Here is a 17,862-nt window from a genome sequence, read left to right on the forward strand (position 1 = left end):
TATATCCACTACAGATGACATTTGGAATCTTGCAATGGCTCTTGAACCGATTATTCTTATTCCTGCCCGTATAGGCTCAACCCGTCTTCCCCAAAAAGCTCTTGCTGAAATTGGTGGGAAGCCGATGATTGTTCATGTCGCAGAACAAGCCAAAAAAGCAGCAGTAGGGCGTACGATCGTTGCAACAGATCACAATGATATCGCCAAAGTTGTTGCAGAATATGGACATGAATGCATCATAACACGAGGAGATCATAAATCTGGATCTGATCGTATTTATGAAGCTTTAATGCGTATTGACCCTGAACAACGCTACAATGCTATTTTAAATATACAAGGTGACCTCCCAACGATCATGCCTCGCGAAATTATCCATGCGTTACGCCCTCTAGAAAATAGTTTTACTGATATCGCAACCTTGGGTTCTCAAATCATTGAGGAAGATGAAAAAAGAGATCCCAATGTTGTCAAAATCATTGGAACTCCGCTTTCTCAAAATCGCCTTCGTGCTCTTTATTTCACGCGCGCCACAGCTCCCTATGGAGATGGTCCTCTTTATCATCATATTGGAATATATGCCTACCGGCGCAAAGCACTTGAGAAATTTGTATCATTCAACCCCTCTACACTCGAGATGCGTGAAAAACTTGAACAATTACGTGCATTAGAGCACAATATGCGGATCGATGTGGAAATAGTCGATACGATTCCTTTAGGTGTAGACACACAACGTGATCTCGATAGAGTACGTAAGATTTTGGCATGAAAACACTCAAAAAAACCAATAAAATCTCTTTCCAAGGAGAATACGGTGCTAATTCGCACATTGCTTGCTCTAATATGTTCCCCAATATGGATGCTGTGCCCTGTGCTACTTTTGAAGACGCCCTTAATTTGGTGGAAAATGGGAAAGCTGATCTTGCTATGATCCCGATTGAAAATACTCTTGCTGGACGTGTTGCAGACATTCATCATCTTTTACCACAATCATCGCTTTATATTATTGATGAATATTTTTTACCTATCCATTTTCAATTAATGGTTTTGCCCGGCGTTACCCATGATGAAATTAAAACCGTCCACAGTCATACGCATGCCCTTGCACAATGCCGAAAAATCATACGAAACAACGGTTGGAAACCTGTTGTTTCTGCCGACACCGCTGGAGCTGCAAAATTTATTAAAAAAAGTGCTCAACGTTCACAAGCCGCCTTAGCACCGCTGATCGCAGCAGAACTCTACGGGCTTGATATTCTTGAAAAAGATGTTGAAGATAACTCTCATAATATTACCCGTTTTGTCATCCTTTCGCGGTCCAAACGACATGTCCCAAAGCCTACAAATGGCGAAAAAATTATCACCAGTCTTCTTTTTAGAGTGCGCAATGTCCCCGCTGCTCTCTATAAAGCTATGGGAGGATTTGCAACAAACGGTATCAATATGACAAAATTAGAAAGCTATCAAATCGGCGGAAATTTCAATGCAACACAATTCTTTGTTGATATTGAAGGACATCCTGAAGATCCCATGATGAAACTCGCCTTAGAAGAATTGTCTTTCTTTTCTGCTGAATTGCGTATTATCGGCACTTATCCAGCACAAAACGATCGAACATCGCATATATAAAAGCAACAAAACCACCAGCATTTTTCGCTGATATCGAAGAATATTCTAAAAATCCTATAATGCCATGTGTCCTAGAGAAAATCGTTTTTTATGCTAAACGCGCTTCATCATGAATGCTAAAGCAGAAAAAAAGAAAAACATCCAATAACAGAATATACAAATTGCTTTGATAATGTTTTTTGATAAATTATATGATAAATAGCAATTCAACGTGTACAAAGGTCTATATAAAGAAAAAAATAACCGAAAATGAAAGCATTTGTATCATCCATTTTCTTTCATATAAAAGTAAGATTCTTTAAAAAATATATCATTTCCTATAGCAGTTTATTCCAACAAAGATAACGAACTTCTTAAATTAACACTAAAAATAATTTAACTTATCATCAAAGTATATTTGAGATAACAGATTATTCAAACCTCTTGAATTCAAGTAATTTCAACGTGCTTTTTATAAAACTAAGCTAAGCTATGCCGTTTAATCATATTTTTGTATCACGTTTGAACTTTTCTATTTACAAAATCTGATTTATGATTCATCCCGTTTTAAGAAAAAAGGAGAGGATAATGAAAAAAATCTTCCCGCAAGGATTATTAGCTGCACATATTCTCGTCTGCTCTAGTGTTGCGTTTGCTGGATTTGGTGAGAGAGAATGGAATTTTGCGCCAGATGAAAGTGTTACAATTATTCCCTCCGATATAGTCCGTCAAGGAGTCGAATATTCTTGCGAAGCATTTAAACCGAAAAAAGTATCCTTTACTTTATCGTACTCTGCTCCCTCTGACTTAGACAAACTACACATTGTTGTTGATGATGAAAAGAAAATAACCCACGATAAGGAAAAGAAGATCTTTACGCTCAAAGATGTAAAATCCCTCAATATAGGTTTCCCTCCATCAGGAAATTATATTTTCAAAAATATTACGAAGGAAAAAGTTACTGGTATAGATTGTGATGCAGGAGATTTTTAATAATATTTCTCATCAACATCTAAGTTTCAGTAAAATTATCTTGTTTTTTCAATCCGACATGATGAATTATGAAAGCTGGATTCGTAAAAGGGATTTTTTGCTGGTAGAAATGGATATTTAAAGAATTTTTGTAGCAATTTAAATTGCTCTGTATTCTCTACCATCAGGCTCATTTTTAAATCAGTAAAACAAGTTCGGCCTTCGTAATAGATTAAGCTTAGAGCATTAAAAGTGCATTTACACAAATCACTTAGATTAAAAAGGAAAGTAATATTTTTTAGGTCTTAGGTGTGTTTCTTATTTTGCTCAGCATGATAAATCAGAAAAATGAAAAGAACTATTCCAATATATAACCGCACATGGAGGTCATATGAATAACCCGCACTACATTTTTTAGTGCTGTGAATGCTAGAAACTAAATTTTATTTTAAATCATATTCATCTGGGCTTATGAAACCGTTTATCTCTCTTTTATCCCCTTAATAAAGAATCTCATTATTTACAGCTATAAATGGAAGTAATGTGTGAGTAAAAACAATTAAAAAAGGAATAAAAATACCTCTTATGAATCCTCTTAAATAAATATGGGGGGCTGTTAAATAGTATGAGGGTGCCGGCTATCCTTTATATTAAGCATAAAGATGGTAATACAAAATGGATTTACACTTTAGAGGCAGTAGATACATACTTTACAAGTGATGTTGTGAAATAACGTTAGAGCTATAGAAAAATATTTCTTTAAAAAGCATGTGAATGGATCAATCCTCAATTTCTTCGTTGTTTATATCTCAATAAATTAAACGCAAAAAAAATTCTTTCTTGTTCTTATGATATTTTTCATTTCTGAGCTTGATTTTTCATTCCAAATCGACAATATGAGCTTGGGAGGTTGGTGGTGGACGAACTACTCGCCAACTGGGTCAGGTCTGGAAAGAAGCAGCCCCAACGAGTTCTAGTACGGGTCATCGTACCGGCCTCCTATTTCGCTGAAGCGATTATTTTTGTGCTATGTTTTAGCAAGGTATTTTCAATCTTCAGAGCAGCATTTTTATGCAGCACTTAAAGGGTTTGGTTGTTTTTAAGCAAATTATCCCATAAAAGTAAATTGATTGAGAAAAAATCCTTTATATATGAGAGTGTAGTATTGACCTATGCTTTGTGTATGATCAAAATGTACGCATAAAGAACTTCGAAGTTGGAAACATTCATGGAAAATGTACCGGTAGAAACAGCCTATCGTGTTCTTGCTCGTAAATATCGACCACAAAATTTTTCTGACCTCATTGGTCAGGAAGCTATGGTGCGTACTCTCACCAATGCCTTTGAAAAAGGTCGTATTGCACAAGCGTGGATGTTAACAGGGATTCGTGGCGTAGGTAAAACCACAACGGCACGTATTTTGGCACGCGCGCTTAATTATAAAACAAAAGATATTGACCAACCAACAACCGTATTGGACACTCTTGGTGAACATTGCACACAAATTATCGAAGGACGCCATATTGATGTTATAGAAATGGATGCCGCTTCTCATACGGGCATTGATGATATTCGTGAAATTATTGAACAAATACGCTATCGTCCTGTTTCTGCGCGCTATAAGGTTTATATTATCGATGAAGTCCATATGCTCTCAACGCAAGCCTTTAATGGTTTGTTGAAAACTCTTGAAGAACCACCATCCCATGTAAAATTTATTTTTGCCACAACAGAAATTCGCAAAGTTCCCATTACAATTCTTTCGCGTTGCCAACGTTTTGATTTGCGACGGATTGAATCAAAAGCTTTGAGTGCGCATTTGCACCAAATTGCCAAATATGAAAAGGTCGAAGTAGAAGATCAAGCACTTTCTATGATTGTTCGTGCTGCAGAGGGCTCTGCACGTGATGCATTATCCATTTTTGATCAAGCGATTGCCCATAGCAATGGCAATGTTAACGCCACCGCAGTGCGTACAATGCTAGGATTAGCTGACCAAGCACGTATTATTGATCTTTTTGAATTTATTATGAAGGGTGATGTTATCAATGCATTACATGAATTACGCAATCAATATGATGCAGGCGCAGATCCCCTTACTATCTTAACAGAATTAGCCGATTTTAATCATCTGGTCACGCGTTTACGTTTCACACCAGAAATAGTGGAAGATTTCTCACTGACTGAAGAACAACGTTTAAGAAGTTTAGACTTTTCAAAAAAACTTTCCGTTCCTGTTTTATCCCGAAACTGGCAAATGTTACTCAAAGGCATACAGGAAGTTAATCAAACTGCACGTCCACTTCAAGCAACTGAAATGCTTTTAATTCGTCTTGCACACACAGCTGACCTTCCAACTCTTGATGAAGCTTTAAAAAAACTTACGCAAGAAAAAACACCTCTCACGCTCATTACAAACTCTTCTCATCAAGAATCAATCAGTGCAAATAATATAACAAAAGAAACAATAGTCGATGCCCGTACTGTCTCGAGCGTTTCAAATGCGTTACCAAATCAATCAAACCTAAAAACATCCTTGCAAGACCCATTAGACCACTCTTTAAAACCAGAAAATTTCGTTAAAAGTCAAACTCCTGACAACACAAAAGCCCAAGAGGGCACAGAAACTGTTGAAGCTTCTCAAGCTACTGACTTTTATGAAAATATTGCAAATTTATCGCATTCTGTCACGCAAACAACAGGAGAGATTAGTGAACCTAAAACTCTCGTGATTAATTCTTTACACGATATTGTTAAATTAGCCGAACAACATAATGACGTGCCTTTCAAACTCCTTGTTAAAGAATTTGTTCACCCCGTTTCTTTTGAAACTGGACGTATTACTTTAAGACTTTCTGAAAATACCCCCAAATTTCTTGCTCATGATATCGAAAAAAAAATCTCTCAATGGGCTAAAAAACGCTATGTAATAACTTTTGTTAAGGAAGGAGGCGGTCCAACCTTACAGGAAGAAAGTGTCGCGATTCAAAAGACTCTTTTTTCCCATGCAGAGACAGATCCTGATATTGCGAAAATCCTCAACCATTTTCCAGAAGCAAAAATTGTCGATATTCGACTCAATAGAGAGGAAAATGATCTTGATTTACCCCCCGATACCTTTAAAAACACTGATCTCTTTAAAAATGAAAATGATAGAAACGATGAATAAGGATACCTATTCCTATGCGTGAAATGATGAGCATGATGAAAAAAGCTAAAGAAATGCAAGAGAAAATGCAGAAAATTCAGGAGGAAATGGCTAATCTGCAAGCGACCGGCACTGCAGGGGGTGATCTTGTCAGTATCACTTTAAATGGCAAAAATATTATAACAGCAATTCAAATTGATCCTTCATTACTCAAACCTGAAGAATCTGAAATTCTTGAAGATCTTATTATGGCAGCTTACAATGAAGCAAGAGCGAAAATTGACAATGCACTAGAAGAAAAAACCAAAAGCATGACGGCAGGACTACCTCTTCCGTCAGGTTTCAAGCTTCCATTTTAATCAAACGGATTTTTTCCATGGGAAAAAATATATGTCTAAATACATTGCAGGACCTGAGATTGAGCGTCTCATTCAGATTTTAGCACGGTTGCCAGGTCTTGGTCCGCGTTCAGCGCGTCGTGCTGCGCTTCATCTTATTAAGAAAAAGGAAACTTTGCTGGAACCTTTAGGAGCAGCTATACAAACAGCCATAGAAAAAGTCGGCATTTGTTCTGTTTGTGGCAATGTCGATACTATTGATCCTTGTTTAATTTGTACAGATCCGCGACGTGATGATACAACGATCATTGTTGTTGAGGACATTGCTGATCTGTGGGCTCTTGAGCGTGCAAAAACTTTAGCAGCACGTTATCATGTATTGGGTGGACGACTCTCACCCTTAGATGGAATAGGTCCTGACGAACTCAACATTGCCACCTTAATACAACGTGTTGTACAAAACCCAATTACGGAGATTATTCTTGCTGTCAATGCGACTGTCGAAGGTCAAACAACCGCTCACTACATCACCGATCAGCTTTCCAATTTTTCAGTTAAAATTACGCGACTTGCACATGGTGTTCCTGTAGGAGGCGAGCTCGATTATCTTGATGATGGAACTTTAGCAGCAGCCGTGCAAGCAAGAACAAATCTTTAAAACTTTTTCATCTTAGCCTTTAGTTTCTTTCGTGATGGGGAAATATAAAATTTTAAAGAAAAACTTTTTACTTTTAAACAACTTTGGTCCTGGTATTTTAGTATGTTTACTCATATCAGCTTCAGCGTATGGTTTAGAATCCCTAGAAAAACAGTTTTTTGGGCAAGCATGGCTTGAAGGTCTTGTTTTAGCAATTCTCTTAGGATCTGTTGCGCGTAGTTGTTTTAGGATGCCAACATATTTTCAAAAAGGTATCACCTTTTGCGCTAAAACACTTCTCGAAATTGCTATTGTCCTTCTAGGTGCAAGCATTAGTATTCATGCCGTTCTTTCCACTGGTTGGGGCTTGCTTGCAAGCATTGTGTTTGTTATATTTGTAACAATTATTCTCAGTTTTATCATCGGTCGATTGTTCGGGCTTTCTACGCATTTGGCAATGCTTGTTGCTTGCGGAAATGCCATTTGTGGAAACTCAGCCATTGTTGCCATTGCCCCTGTCATTAAAGCAAAACAAGAAGAGATTGCTGCATCAATTGCTTTTACTGCTCTTTTAGGGATTCTAATTATTTTATGTCTCCCTTTTGCTCATCCACTTCTGAATTTATCATTTAACCAATATGGCGTGCTTGCCGGCATGGTTGTTTATGCCGTACCGCAGGTTTTAGCAGCAACAACACCTATCTCTTTTGCCAGTGTTCAAATTGCAACTGTTGTTAAATTGGTACGCGTTCTGATGTTAGGCCCACTTATTTTTGCTCTCTCAATCATCTATCGCCGCTCAGCAGAAACACGCTTTCGCTTACGTACTCTCGTTCCATGGTTTATTATTGGTTTTATTATAATGATGCTGATGCGCTCGAATGCGCTTATTCCTGAAATAGCTCTCAATCCTATCAAATTTATTGCTCAATTGTTCACGGTCATTTCAATGTCCGCATTAGGACTAAGGGTTGATATTCACGCATTAAAACAAGCAGGATGGCGCGTTATTTTGGCTTCATCCTGCTCCATAATTATTCTCGGTATTTTTAGCCTTATCATGATACAATTGAACGATTTAAATCATATTTCATTTTGAAATATTGTTGTTTTTTTCATTAGCTTCTCAGTCCATAATAATTTGCAACGATGTAACATAAAAATACATGACGCATACAAATAAGAGCCAGATCAACATCTCGTCCTATTCCATAACAAGATATTATTGCCTATCAGCACTAGCAACTTTCTTACAAATGAACTATACAACGATAAAAAAGATTAGAAATACAGTAGACCTTTCTTCTATCATTTTATTCAATTAAAATATTTTTATGCTTATTCTTGCTATCGATACTGCTTCAATTTATTGCGCTGTTGCGCTCATTCATCATAAGTCTGTTATTGCACGTCTTAATGAGCGCATGAGTAAAGGGCATGCTGAAAGACTTATTGGGCAGATAACACAAATAATGACACAAGCCAATATGACGCTTGATCAAGTTGAGCGTATTGCTGTCAATGTTGGACCTGGATCATTTACTGGTGTGCGTGTTGGTGTTGCCACAGCACGCGCTTTGGCATTAGCACTTGAAATACCTGCTGTCGGAGTGAGTGCACTTGAAGCTTTAGCAGCACAAGTCACAACCAGTGAAAATACTGCATCAGCAATTACCGTTGTCATTGAAGCAGGCAGAGGGATGTTTTACCATCAAAATTTTCATAAGGATCTCACACCGTTGGGAAAACCGAGATTAAAAACAATTGAAAATATCCTCGAAGATTTGCCCCCAAAAACCCAACTGACTGGACCAGCAGCTGATATCGTTATGCAGCATATTGAAAACCACAAAATAAACGAAAAAATTATCCTAGAAAAAATCCCTTGTGAAGCAGCAGATATTGTAAACTATGCTTATCTTGCTGCAAACAAACAACCACAAAATTCGCCTCGCCCTCTCTATCTACGCAGCGCTGATGCAAAACAACAAACAAATTTTGCGTTACCACGAAAAAAATAATGTTTAAATTTTCAGTAACAAAAAAGCATCTTGGAATTGCTCCACTACACGTTAACGATAGTGCTTCTCTTCATCAAATTCATCAACATTGTTTTACCCCTTCTTGGAAAAAACAAGCTTTTGATACCTTTTTAACAGATCACTCTATCTTCGGGTACAAAGTCTTTCTCATTGATCAATCTGATAAAATTTTAGGCTTTTGCTTATGCCGTCTCATTCTTGATGAAGCAGAAATCATCACAATTGCTGTTCATCCTCATTATCGTCAAAAAGGAATTGGTACCTTACTTATCGATCATACAATTCACTATCTTCAGGATAAGCGCGCTATAAAATTATTCTTGGAAGTAGAATCCTCAAATCTTTCTGCTTTAAATCTTTATCAACGCTTTGAATTTCAAAAAATTTCTGAACGTCTAGCCTACTACCCGTCAAAAAATGGTCGCGGTGATGCAATTATTATGCAAAAAACTTTTAAGCAAAGAGATTGAGATTTATGTTAAAAACATTTAGACAAGCACTATGAATAAAGTAAATCCTAAAAATACGCCTCCTGTTGCTCCTAAAAAGGTTTTTATTAAAACCTATGGATGTCAAATGAACGTTTATGATAGTCAACGGATGACTGATAGTCTCAGTTCACAAGGCTACGTCACAACACAAACGCCAAACGATGCTGATCTTATTCTTGTTAATACCTGTCATATTCGTGAAAAAGCAGCAGAAAAACTTTATTCTGATCTGGGTCGTTTGCGTGTCATGCGTCAAGAGCGAACACCTGATAAACCCTTGACAGTTGGTGTAACGGGTTGTGTTGCACAAGCTGAGGGAAGTGAAATCCTACGCCGTGCTCCAATCGTGGATCTTGTCATTGGTCCGCAAATGTATCATCGTTTGCCAGAATTATTAGAAAAAGCCAAACAAGGCAAAAAAATTATCGAAACGGATTATGCTGTTGAAGATAAATTTGCTCATTTGCCGCCTCATAATAAACGTGCTGTAAGAAAGCGGGGTGTTAGTGCATTTTTAACAGTACAAGAAGGCTGCGATAAATTTTGTACTTTTTGTGTTGTTCCTTATACACGCGGTGCTGAAATATCGCGTTCCGTCGAGCAAATTACCGAGGAAGCGCGTCAACTCATTGAAGCTGGTGTTAAAGAAATTACGCTTCTTGGACAAAATGTCAATGGTTGGCATGGGCAAAGTGCTGATGGCAAAACTTGGCGTCTTGGTGATCTTCTTTATCATCTTGCCAAACTAGATGGTTTAAAGCGTTTGCGTTACACAACCAGCCACCCGCGTGATATGGATGACAGCCTTATTGCCGCGCATAGAGACCTTGATATGTTAATGCCTTACCTTCATCTTCCTGTTCAATCAGGTTCAGATCGCATCTTAAAAGCGATGAACCGCCAACACAAAAGCTCTTATTATCTTCATCTTATTGAAAAAATCCGAGCTGCGCGGCCAGATATTGCCTTTTCAGGTGATTTTATTGTAGGATTTCCAGGAGAAACAGATGAAGACTTTGAAGAAACCATTAAGCTTATTCAACAAGTACAATACAGTTCAGCTTATTCTTTTAAATATTCTCCCCGCCCTGGAACAGTGGGGGCCACAATGAAAGATCACGTTGATGAATCTGTAAAAGATGCCCGACTTCAACATTTACAAATTCTTCTCCTTGAACAGCAAAATACATTTTTACGTTCTAAAATTGGTCAAAAAACGGATGTTCTTATCGAAAAACCTGGTCGTCACTCAGGACAAATGGTGGGACGTTCCCCTTGGCTTTTACCTGTTGTCGTCGATACAGAATCCTCTACAGGTAGCGTGATAGAAATTCATATTAAAAATGCAAGCTCAAACAGTTTTGTCGGTGAAGTGACAAATAGATAAATATGCCTCTATCATCTTGTTCACAATAAAGATTTTGGAAAACTCTTTTATTTTCAAAGAAAATGATTACATCTAAAATATGAATTTTTATGAAAGAAAGGTTATCTTTTATAAAGTTTATTCAAAAAAATGTTTAATATTTATGTCGATATGGAGAATAGGCTGAAAGCTTTAAATAAAAAAATAAATGCTAACATTGAAAAAATTAACCCCTTGGAACAAGAAAGCGCTTCCGATACGGGTAAAGTCGTTTTGATTTTCGAAAATAATAAATATGCAAAAACGGTTTTTGGTAAATTTGATGAAAATCTTGCTTATATCGAAAAAAAACTCAAACTTAGTATTCATCCGCGTGGGAATGAAATCTTAATCCATGGAAATATTTCTGCTATAAAACGTGCACAATATATATTGCAGCAGCTTTATGAATGTGCCAAAACACATCATGAGCTCACTTTATCAGATATAAAAGGAGCGATTGCTATGGCGAGTATAGCACAGAAGCAGAAAGAAGACACAATAAAACACAAATCTGCAGCGAAGCGTATACCAGCACAGTTGAGTACCCATAAAAAAATAATTCATGCAAGGACTCCAACACAAGATGCTTATATACGCGCTATGGAACATACTGAACTTGTGTTTGGTGTAGGACCAGCAGGAACAGGAAAAACGTATCTTGCTGTTGCTCATGCTGCAATGCTTCTGGAACGTGGTATCATTGAACGAATTATTCTCTCACGTCCTGCTGTTGAAGCTGGAGAACACTTGGGGTTTCTTCCTGGTGATCTCAAAGAAAAAGTCGACCCCTATTTACGACCACTTTATGATGCACTTTATGACATGATGCCCGCTGAAAAAATAGAACGCGTTTTAGCTTCTGGTGTCATAGAGATTGCTCCTCTTGCCTTTATGCGCGGACGAACGCTTACCCATGCCGCTGTTATTCTTGATGAGGCACAAAATACAACACCCATGCAAATGAAGATGTTCCTCACACGTCTTGGAGAAGGAACCCGTATGATCGTTACTGGTGATGTAAGCCAAATTGATTTGCCTATAGGGCAAAAATCGGGTCTCATTGAAGCCATTCGCATTCTTTCAAATGTAGAAAATATCGCAATTGTGCGCTTTGATGAAAAAGATATTGTACGCCACCCGCTTGTTGCTGCTATCGTTCATGCTTATGATCGAGATTCTGAAATACAAAATAAAAAAAATCACTCGCGTATTATAGATTAAAAAATGAATTTGATTCATCATGATTATTATTGATATAATGGTTAAAAGCGCAGGGTGGAATGATGAGAAAATGCTTTATAATATCACCGAAAAAGCATTAACGACAACGATGCATCATGTTTCATTGGAAAATGTTGCAAGCGAGATTAGCTTGCTTTTTACGGATGATGAACATATGGCACAAATCAACGAACAATGGCGTGGTAAAAACAAATCCACCAATGTATTATCCTTTCCTGCTTTGCCAATTAAAGCTGGAAATCCTCCCGGTCCCATGCTGGGTGATATTATTATTGCGCGAGAAACTATTGTTCTCGAAGCGGAAAAACAAGGAAAAACATTTCAAGATCATTTAACACATATGATCGTTCATGGTATCTTGCATCTGCTTGGCTATGACCATGAAACCGATGATGAAGCACATCAAATGGAAAAGCTCGAAAGAGAAATTCTTCAAAAGCTTTCCATAAAAGATCCTTACGATGAGTTATCTATAAATGATAAAATTTAACTTTTAACATCAATATGACGAGCATCCCATTTAAAGCCTCTTATTCACCTATTATAAAAAGAAAGTTTAGAAGATTTTAAAACCATGGCCAACAAAATAAATGCACAAAATAATAGTCAAACATCTTCTAATAGTGAAAAAGATCCCTCTCAACAGACGAATCATACAGAAAAATATTCCCTGATGAATCATTTGTTTTCATTCTTACGGGGTCGTAATTGTGCATCTACGTCACTGCGCGATGATCTTACCATTGCACTTACGACTAACAATGAAAAAGATACCACCCTCTTCTCACCTGAAGAACGTACGATGCTGCATAATATTTTACGCTTGCGTGAAGCGCGCGTGGATGATGTTATGATACCACGTTCTGAAATTGAAGCATTGGAAATAAACACTTCACTTGGAGAAGCCCTTAAATGTTTCGCAAAAATTGGTCATTCTCGCATACCTGTTTACGCTGAAACTTTAGATGATCCGCGTGGCATGATTCATATCCGCGATATACTTAATTATATGACTCGCTTTATTATAAACCCTACAATAGCTGACCAGAAATCCGATTTGCTTCAATTAAATCATACAGATTTACATACCCCAATCGGTGAATTGGATTTGATCCGAACCGTTCTTTTTGTTCCTAGTTCTATGCTTGCAAGTCAATTATTAACACGAATGCAAACCACACGAACACAAATGGCTTTAGTTATTGATGAACATGGGGGAACAGATGGTCTTGTTTCAATGGAGGATATTGTTGAATTGGTTGTTGGGGATATCGAAGATGAACATGATCATGTCGACAATGCTATCGTACGCGAACACAACAATAAATGGCTCGTTGATGCAAGAACCGAATTAGAAGATGTGGAGAAAGCTCTTGGACCTGATTTTATCGTAGGAGAATATGGTGATGAGGTTGATACTATTGGTGGTTTAATTGTTTCCATTCTTGATCGTATTCCTGCAAAAGGTGAAGTTGTCGAAGCTGTTCCTGGCTATAAATTCCGCATTTTAGAAGCTGATAAACGTCGAATTAAACGGTTGCGCATTTTTCGCATTCCAGAAAATGAGAATCTTGAAAATAATGCCATCCCTAAAGAATAGTCGAGCGTTTTTAAATAATTTCATCGTTTTTTTGTTCTCTGTTACCGGCTGGAAGCGGCAGGCATGGATATTTCTATGCGGTGCTCTTACTTCCTTTGCACTTCCACCCTTTTATTTAACAGCTCTTTGCTTTCTAACTTTCCCTATTTTTATTGTTTTGCTTGACTCAATACACTCCTCCCCAAACAATAAAAAACATCTTTTTACCTATGCTTTAAGCTGTGGAGCCTTTGGTTTTAGTTATTTTATTTGCGGACTGTGGTGGCTCTGCAATGCTTTGTTGACAGATCCTGATTCTTTTGGCTGGGCAGTCCCACTCGCCATTTTATTTCCTCCTCTCTACCTTTCTCTTTATTGGTTTTTTTCTGGTTTCATTGTCGGTTTATTATGGACAAAAGGAATAGCACGCTTTTTTGTTTTAGCCTTTGCCTTAGGATTGGCCGAATGGTTGCGTGCGTTCTTATTCACAGGATTTCCATGGAATGCTCTTGGCTATACAGCCATGCCAACCCCAATGCTCATGCAGTCTGATACAGTCGTGGGGCTTTACGGAATGAATATTCTTGCTGTCTTAACCTACAGTTTGCCAACAGTTTTACTCACAGATGAAAAAAAGAAAGTAGCACTTTCTCTTTGCTTAGCTCTTATATTCATTCACAGTGGTTTTGGATTCTATCGTCTCCATACGATAGAGAATACCGTTGAAGATCAAAAAAGAAATTATTGGGTGCGCATTGTTCAACCTTCTATTCAACAAAACATAAAATTACGCGATAATACACGAGAAACTATGTTGGAAGCGCATATGCAGCTGAGTGCAACACCAATAACTGGTAAAAATCCAGAACCTGATTTTATCATATGGCCCGAAGCTTCTGTTCCTTACCTTCTCTATGACAACTCATCTATCACAATGCACATCGCCTCTCTTTTAAAACCTAAACAATGGGCTATTATCGGAGCGGTACGTGCCAGTGATGACCTTTCTCATTCCCAAACACAATACTTTAATACAATTGCAGTCATTAACGCTCAAGGTAATATTTTACACACTTCCGATAAACTTCATTTGGTTCCTTTTGGTGAGTATCTTCCCTATCAGAATTTATTGAAAAAAATTGGATTGCGTATTCTCGCTGATAATATTGGTGGATATAGTGCTGCACATGTGCGCAAAACTGTCACCATGCCAAACGGATTTTCTTATTTGCCTTTGATTTGTTATGAAGTAATATTTCCTCATGAAATGACTTTTAAAGGTTCCCCACCTCAAGCAATCATCAATGTTACAAACGATGCATGGTTTGGTGTAACACCAGGTCCCTATCAACATCTTCAACAGGCACAGCTTCGTGCCATTGAGCTGGGAATTCCCCTCATACGAGCAGCCAATAATGGAATATCAGCTGTTATTGATTCTTACGGACGAATCATTGTAGCCCTTCAACAAAATGCTGTGGGCATTATTGATTCAAAAATTCCATCATCCATTACCCCTATAGGAAGCAATGAATATAGAACTTTCTCTACTTTTATATTATTCATTCTTATGCTCTTGTGTCGTATTGGTTTTGGTTTTACAAAACAACCTAAATGATTCAAGTGCTCTTTGTACGGTATTATGTTGCGTGTACCAGTAATATTGAGAAAAAATATTACATATTATTTTAATTATATGATAAATCAACTTCGCATAAATTTGATGTTGGTTTAAAAGAAAAGTGCTGGAAATTAAAGAGTTGCATTATGACCGAAACTAGAAAAAAACCTGACCCTATAGATATCTATGTTGGAACTCGTATCCGTTTACGTCGTAATATTTTAGGACTTACTCAAGAAAAATTAGGTGAAAAATTAGGCATTACTTTTCAGCAAATTCAAAAATATGAAAAAGGCACAAACCGTATTGGTGCCAGTCGTCTTCAAGCGATAGCAGAAATTATGGATGTTCCTGTTTCTTACTTTTTTGATAAAGGTCTTACCTCCCAACAGGTAGAGGGATTTGCTGAAAGTGATCACAATTTTATGGACTTTTGTTCTAGCAGCGAAGGTATCCAACTCATGCGGGCTTTTACAAATATCTCTGATGTTAAAGTACGTCGAAAAATCATTGACTTGGCAAAAGCACTTTCTGAGGAAGATTTGACAGATAAGCTATAAAATTAAAATTATATTTTTCCCTCTTGTTCATATAAATTTGCATTGACGATTTGCTGTGAAATTGGCAAATCGTAGCAGCTTTACTAAGCAATTAATTGAATTGTTGGTTTTCTTTTTTGAAGGAGTTCCTATGCCGCATCAAGATTATCTGTTTACGAGCGAATCGGTATCGGAAGGGCATCCTGATAAAATTTGTGATCGTATTTCCGATGAAATCGTTGATATGATCTATAAAGAAGCGCAAAAAACTGGAACTGATCCATGGTTAGTGCGGGTTGCTTGTGAAACTCTCGTCAGTGTAAACCGTGTTGTTATTGCTGGTGAAGTCCGTGTTCCCGATACGCTCTTAAAAAAAGATAAAAATAAAGAATTTATCTATGATGAAACTGGCTTTCCACTCATTAATCCTACGCGTTTTCGTACAGCAGCGCGCCGTGCTATTCGCGCCATTGGCTATGAACAAGCAGGTTTCCATTGGAAAACTGTTAAAATTGATGTTCTTTTGCGCCCTCAATCTGCTGACATTGCAAGAGGCGTTGATAATGCAACGGATCGGCATGGTGAGGAAGGAGCAGGTGATCAAGGTATCATGTTTGGATATGCTTGCCGTGAGACACCTGACCTTATGCCTGCGCCAATTTATTATGCGCATAAGATTCTCAAACTTCTTGCTACAGCCCGCCATAAAGGAGAAGGAGAAACTGAAAAATTAGGACCAGATGCTAAAAGTCAAATCACCATACGCTATAAAGATGGAAAACCTATAGAGGTAACATCCATCGTTCTTTCAACGCAGCATCTTGATGAAAGTTGGGATTCCAATAAAGTCCGCACAGTCGTTGAGCCTTATATTCGTCAAGCTTTACATGATATTCCCATTGCAGCTCAATGTAGTTGGTATATTAACCCAACAGGAAAATTTGTCATTGGTGGCCCTCAAAGTGATGCTGGACTGACGGGACGCAAAATTATCGTGGACACGTACGGAGGTGCAGCCCCCCATGGAGGCGGTGCTTTTTCAGGAAAAGATACGACAAAAGTTGACCGTTCAGCAGCATATGCGGCGCGCTATCTAGCTAAGAATATTGTTGCCGCTCATTTAGCAGAGCGATGCACAATTCAACTCTCCTATGCCATTGGTATTGCACAACCTTTGTCAATTTATATTAATCTTCATGGGACAGGAAAAGTCGAGGAAAAGGTTATTGAAGCAGCCATTCGCAAAATAATGGACCTTTCCCCCACTGGAATTCGAAAACATCTTGACCTTAATAAACCGATCTACACAAAAACAGCTGCTTACGGTCACTTTGGGCGAAAGCCAAAGCATGATGGTTCGTTTTCATGGGAAAAAACTGATCTCGTGAAAACGCTTCAAACAATGATCAAGATCCCATGATTGAACATAATACACGCAAGAGCGAAGCCTTTTTTGGACGCCGACAAGGAAAACAGCTGCGAAACAGTCAGCTTGCACGTATAAAAATGCTTCTCCCCAATTTTAATATTGATTTAAATGCCCCTCCTCCCTCAAACCTTGCATCCTTATTTTCGAGCAAAGTAAAAGAAATTCGACTTGAAATCGGCTTTGGTGGCGGTGAACATTTACTCCATGAAATGGAACACTTTCCGCAAACTGGTTTTATCGGCATCGAGCCTTTTATCAATGGCATGGCAAAAATATTGTTTTCCCTTGAACAGTATACACACCATCAAAATCATCTTCGTCTCTATAATGATGATGCTACACGCCTGCTTGATTGGCTCCCTGATACCTCACTTGATGGCATAGATCTTTTCTATCCTGATCCTTGGCCGAAAAAGAAACACTGGAAACGACGTTTCATCAATATAAAAAATCTTAACCGCTTTGCGCGCGTTCTTAAAATGGGAAAAAAATTTCGCTTTGCTAGCGATATAGACAGTTATGTAAACTGGACCCTCTATCATTGTGAAAACCATGATCACTTTGAGTGGAAAGCAGAAGGCCCCCAAGATTGGAAAATCCCTTATCCACTATGGAAAGGCACCCGCTATGAAGCAAAAGCTTTACGAGAAGGACGAACGCCTACCTATCTTACCTTTATCAAGAAATAAATGATCAAGTGCTTTTCTCATAAATATCTTGAAAAATTTTGAATTTAAGAGTATCAATAACTAAATTCTTGGTCTTATGATGAAGAGTGGGTCTTGGACCTGCTCTTTTTTAATATCATAAA

17 protein-coding genes and 1 other RNA gene are annotated in these 17,862 nt (G+C 37.8%); all 18 read left to right on the top strand.

What is annotated here, in order from left to right:
- Positions 1 to 34 precede the first annotated feature (34 nt).
- The gene (locus CER18_RS02625) at positions 35 to 766 is read left to right on the top strand and encodes a 3-deoxy-manno-octulosonate cytidylyltransferase (protein WP_100128549.1); all 732 of its coding nucleotides are present in this window, start codon (positions 35 to 37) and stop codon (positions 764 to 766) included.
- Positions 763 to 1,626, top strand: a complete 864-nt coding sequence (locus tag CER18_RS02630) for a prephenate dehydratase (protein WP_100128550.1) — start codon at positions 763 to 765, stop codon at positions 1,624 to 1,626. Before CER18_RS02625 ends, CER18_RS02630 begins: the two co-directional genes overlap by 4 nt.
- Positions 1,627 to 2,193: 567 nt before the next feature.
- Entirely contained in the window at positions 2,194 to 2,598 is a 405-nt protein-coding gene (locus CER18_RS02635; RefSeq protein WP_100128551.1) for a hypothetical protein, read from the top strand.
- A gap of 884 nt (positions 2,599 to 3,482) precedes the next feature.
- Positions 3,483 to 3,580, top strand: an RNA gene (gene ffs, locus CER18_RS02640) — signal recognition particle sRNA small type.
- A gap of 225 nt (positions 3,581 to 3,805) precedes the next feature.
- The gene (locus CER18_RS02645) at positions 3,806 to 5,746 is read left to right on the top strand and encodes a DNA polymerase III subunit gamma/tau (protein ID WP_100128552.1); all 1,941 of its coding nucleotides are present in this window, start codon (positions 3,806 to 3,808) and stop codon (positions 5,744 to 5,746) included.
- A gap of 14 nt (positions 5,747 to 5,760) precedes the next feature.
- Complete coding sequence (locus CER18_RS02650; protein ID WP_100128553.1) at positions 5,761 to 6,084, top strand: YbaB/EbfC family nucleoid-associated protein; 324 nt, start codon at positions 5,761 to 5,763, stop codon at positions 6,082 to 6,084.
- 31 nt (positions 6,085 to 6,115) lie between these two features.
- The gene (recR, locus tag CER18_RS02655; RefSeq protein WP_100128554.1) at positions 6,116 to 6,721 is read left to right on the top strand and encodes a recombination mediator RecR; all 606 of its coding nucleotides are present in this window, start codon (positions 6,116 to 6,118) and stop codon (positions 6,719 to 6,721) included.
- A 49-nt stretch (positions 6,722 to 6,770) separates the two neighbouring features.
- On the top strand, positions 6,771 to 7,799 hold the full coding sequence (locus CER18_RS02660) for a YeiH family protein (RefSeq protein ID WP_100128623.1): 1,029 nt from the start codon (positions 6,771 to 6,773) through the stop codon (positions 7,797 to 7,799).
- 235 nt (positions 7,800 to 8,034) lie between these two features.
- Positions 8,035 to 8,721, top strand: coding sequence for a tRNA (adenosine(37)-N6)-threonylcarbamoyltransferase complex dimerization subunit type 1 TsaB (tsaB, locus tag CER18_RS02665; protein WP_100128555.1), 687 nt, complete (start codon positions 8,035 to 8,037; stop codon positions 8,719 to 8,721).
- Positions 8,721 to 9,212 (top strand): ribosomal protein S18-alanine N-acetyltransferase, encoded by a 492-nt coding sequence (gene rimI, locus CER18_RS02670; RefSeq protein WP_100128556.1) that lies wholly within the window; start codon positions 8,721 to 8,723, stop codon positions 9,210 to 9,212. The genes tsaB and rimI overlap by 1 nt, the downstream gene beginning before the upstream one ends.
- 31 nt (positions 9,213 to 9,243) lie before the next feature.
- Positions 9,244 to 10,620 carry a tRNA (N6-isopentenyl adenosine(37)-C2)-methylthiotransferase MiaB gene (gene miaB / locus CER18_RS02675; RefSeq protein WP_100128557.1) on the top strand — a complete coding sequence of 459 codons (1,377 nt, stop codon included), beginning with the start codon at positions 9,244 to 9,246 and terminating at the stop codon, positions 10,618 to 10,620.
- 129 nt (positions 10,621 to 10,749) lie between these two features.
- Positions 10,750 to 11,862: a PhoH family protein gene (locus tag CER18_RS02680; protein WP_100128558.1), complete on the top strand. Its 1,113-nt coding sequence runs from the start codon at positions 10,750 to 10,752 to the stop codon at positions 11,860 to 11,862.
- 19 nt (positions 11,863 to 11,881) lie between these two features.
- On the top strand, positions 11,882 to 12,373 hold the full coding sequence (gene ybeY / locus CER18_RS02685; RefSeq protein ID WP_100128559.1) for an rRNA maturation RNase YbeY: 492 nt from the start codon (positions 11,882 to 11,884) through the stop codon (positions 12,371 to 12,373).
- A gap of 84 nt (positions 12,374 to 12,457) precedes the next feature.
- Positions 12,458 to 13,483 (top strand): hemolysin family protein, encoded by a 1,026-nt coding sequence (locus CER18_RS02690; protein WP_100128560.1) that lies wholly within the window; start codon positions 12,458 to 12,460, stop codon positions 13,481 to 13,483.
- Entirely contained in the window at positions 13,446 to 15,080 is a 1,635-nt protein-coding gene (gene lnt / locus CER18_RS02695; RefSeq protein WP_100128561.1) for an apolipoprotein N-acyltransferase, read from the top strand. The genes CER18_RS02690 and lnt overlap by 38 nt, the downstream gene beginning before the upstream one ends.
- A 149-nt stretch (positions 15,081 to 15,229) precedes the next feature.
- The gene (locus tag CER18_RS02700) at positions 15,230 to 15,643 is read left to right on the top strand and encodes a helix-turn-helix domain-containing protein (RefSeq protein WP_100128562.1); all 414 of its coding nucleotides are present in this window, start codon (positions 15,230 to 15,232) and stop codon (positions 15,641 to 15,643) included.
- A gap of 130 nt (positions 15,644 to 15,773) precedes the next feature.
- The gene (gene metK, locus CER18_RS02705) at positions 15,774 to 17,042 is read left to right on the top strand and encodes a methionine adenosyltransferase (protein ID WP_100128563.1); all 1,269 of its coding nucleotides are present in this window, start codon (positions 15,774 to 15,776) and stop codon (positions 17,040 to 17,042) included.
- Positions 17,039 to 17,740, top strand: a complete 702-nt coding sequence (locus CER18_RS02710; protein ID WP_100128564.1) for a tRNA (guanine(46)-N(7))-methyltransferase TrmB — start codon at positions 17,039 to 17,041, stop codon at positions 17,738 to 17,740. The genes metK and CER18_RS02710 overlap by 4 nt, the downstream gene beginning before the upstream one ends.
- The last annotated feature ends 122 nt before the right edge of the window (positions 17,741 to 17,862 follow it).

Source organism: Bartonella tribocorum (assembly GCF_002777915.1).
Lineage (GTDB): Bacteria > Pseudomonadota > Alphaproteobacteria > Rhizobiales > Rhizobiaceae > Bartonella > Bartonella tribocorum_A.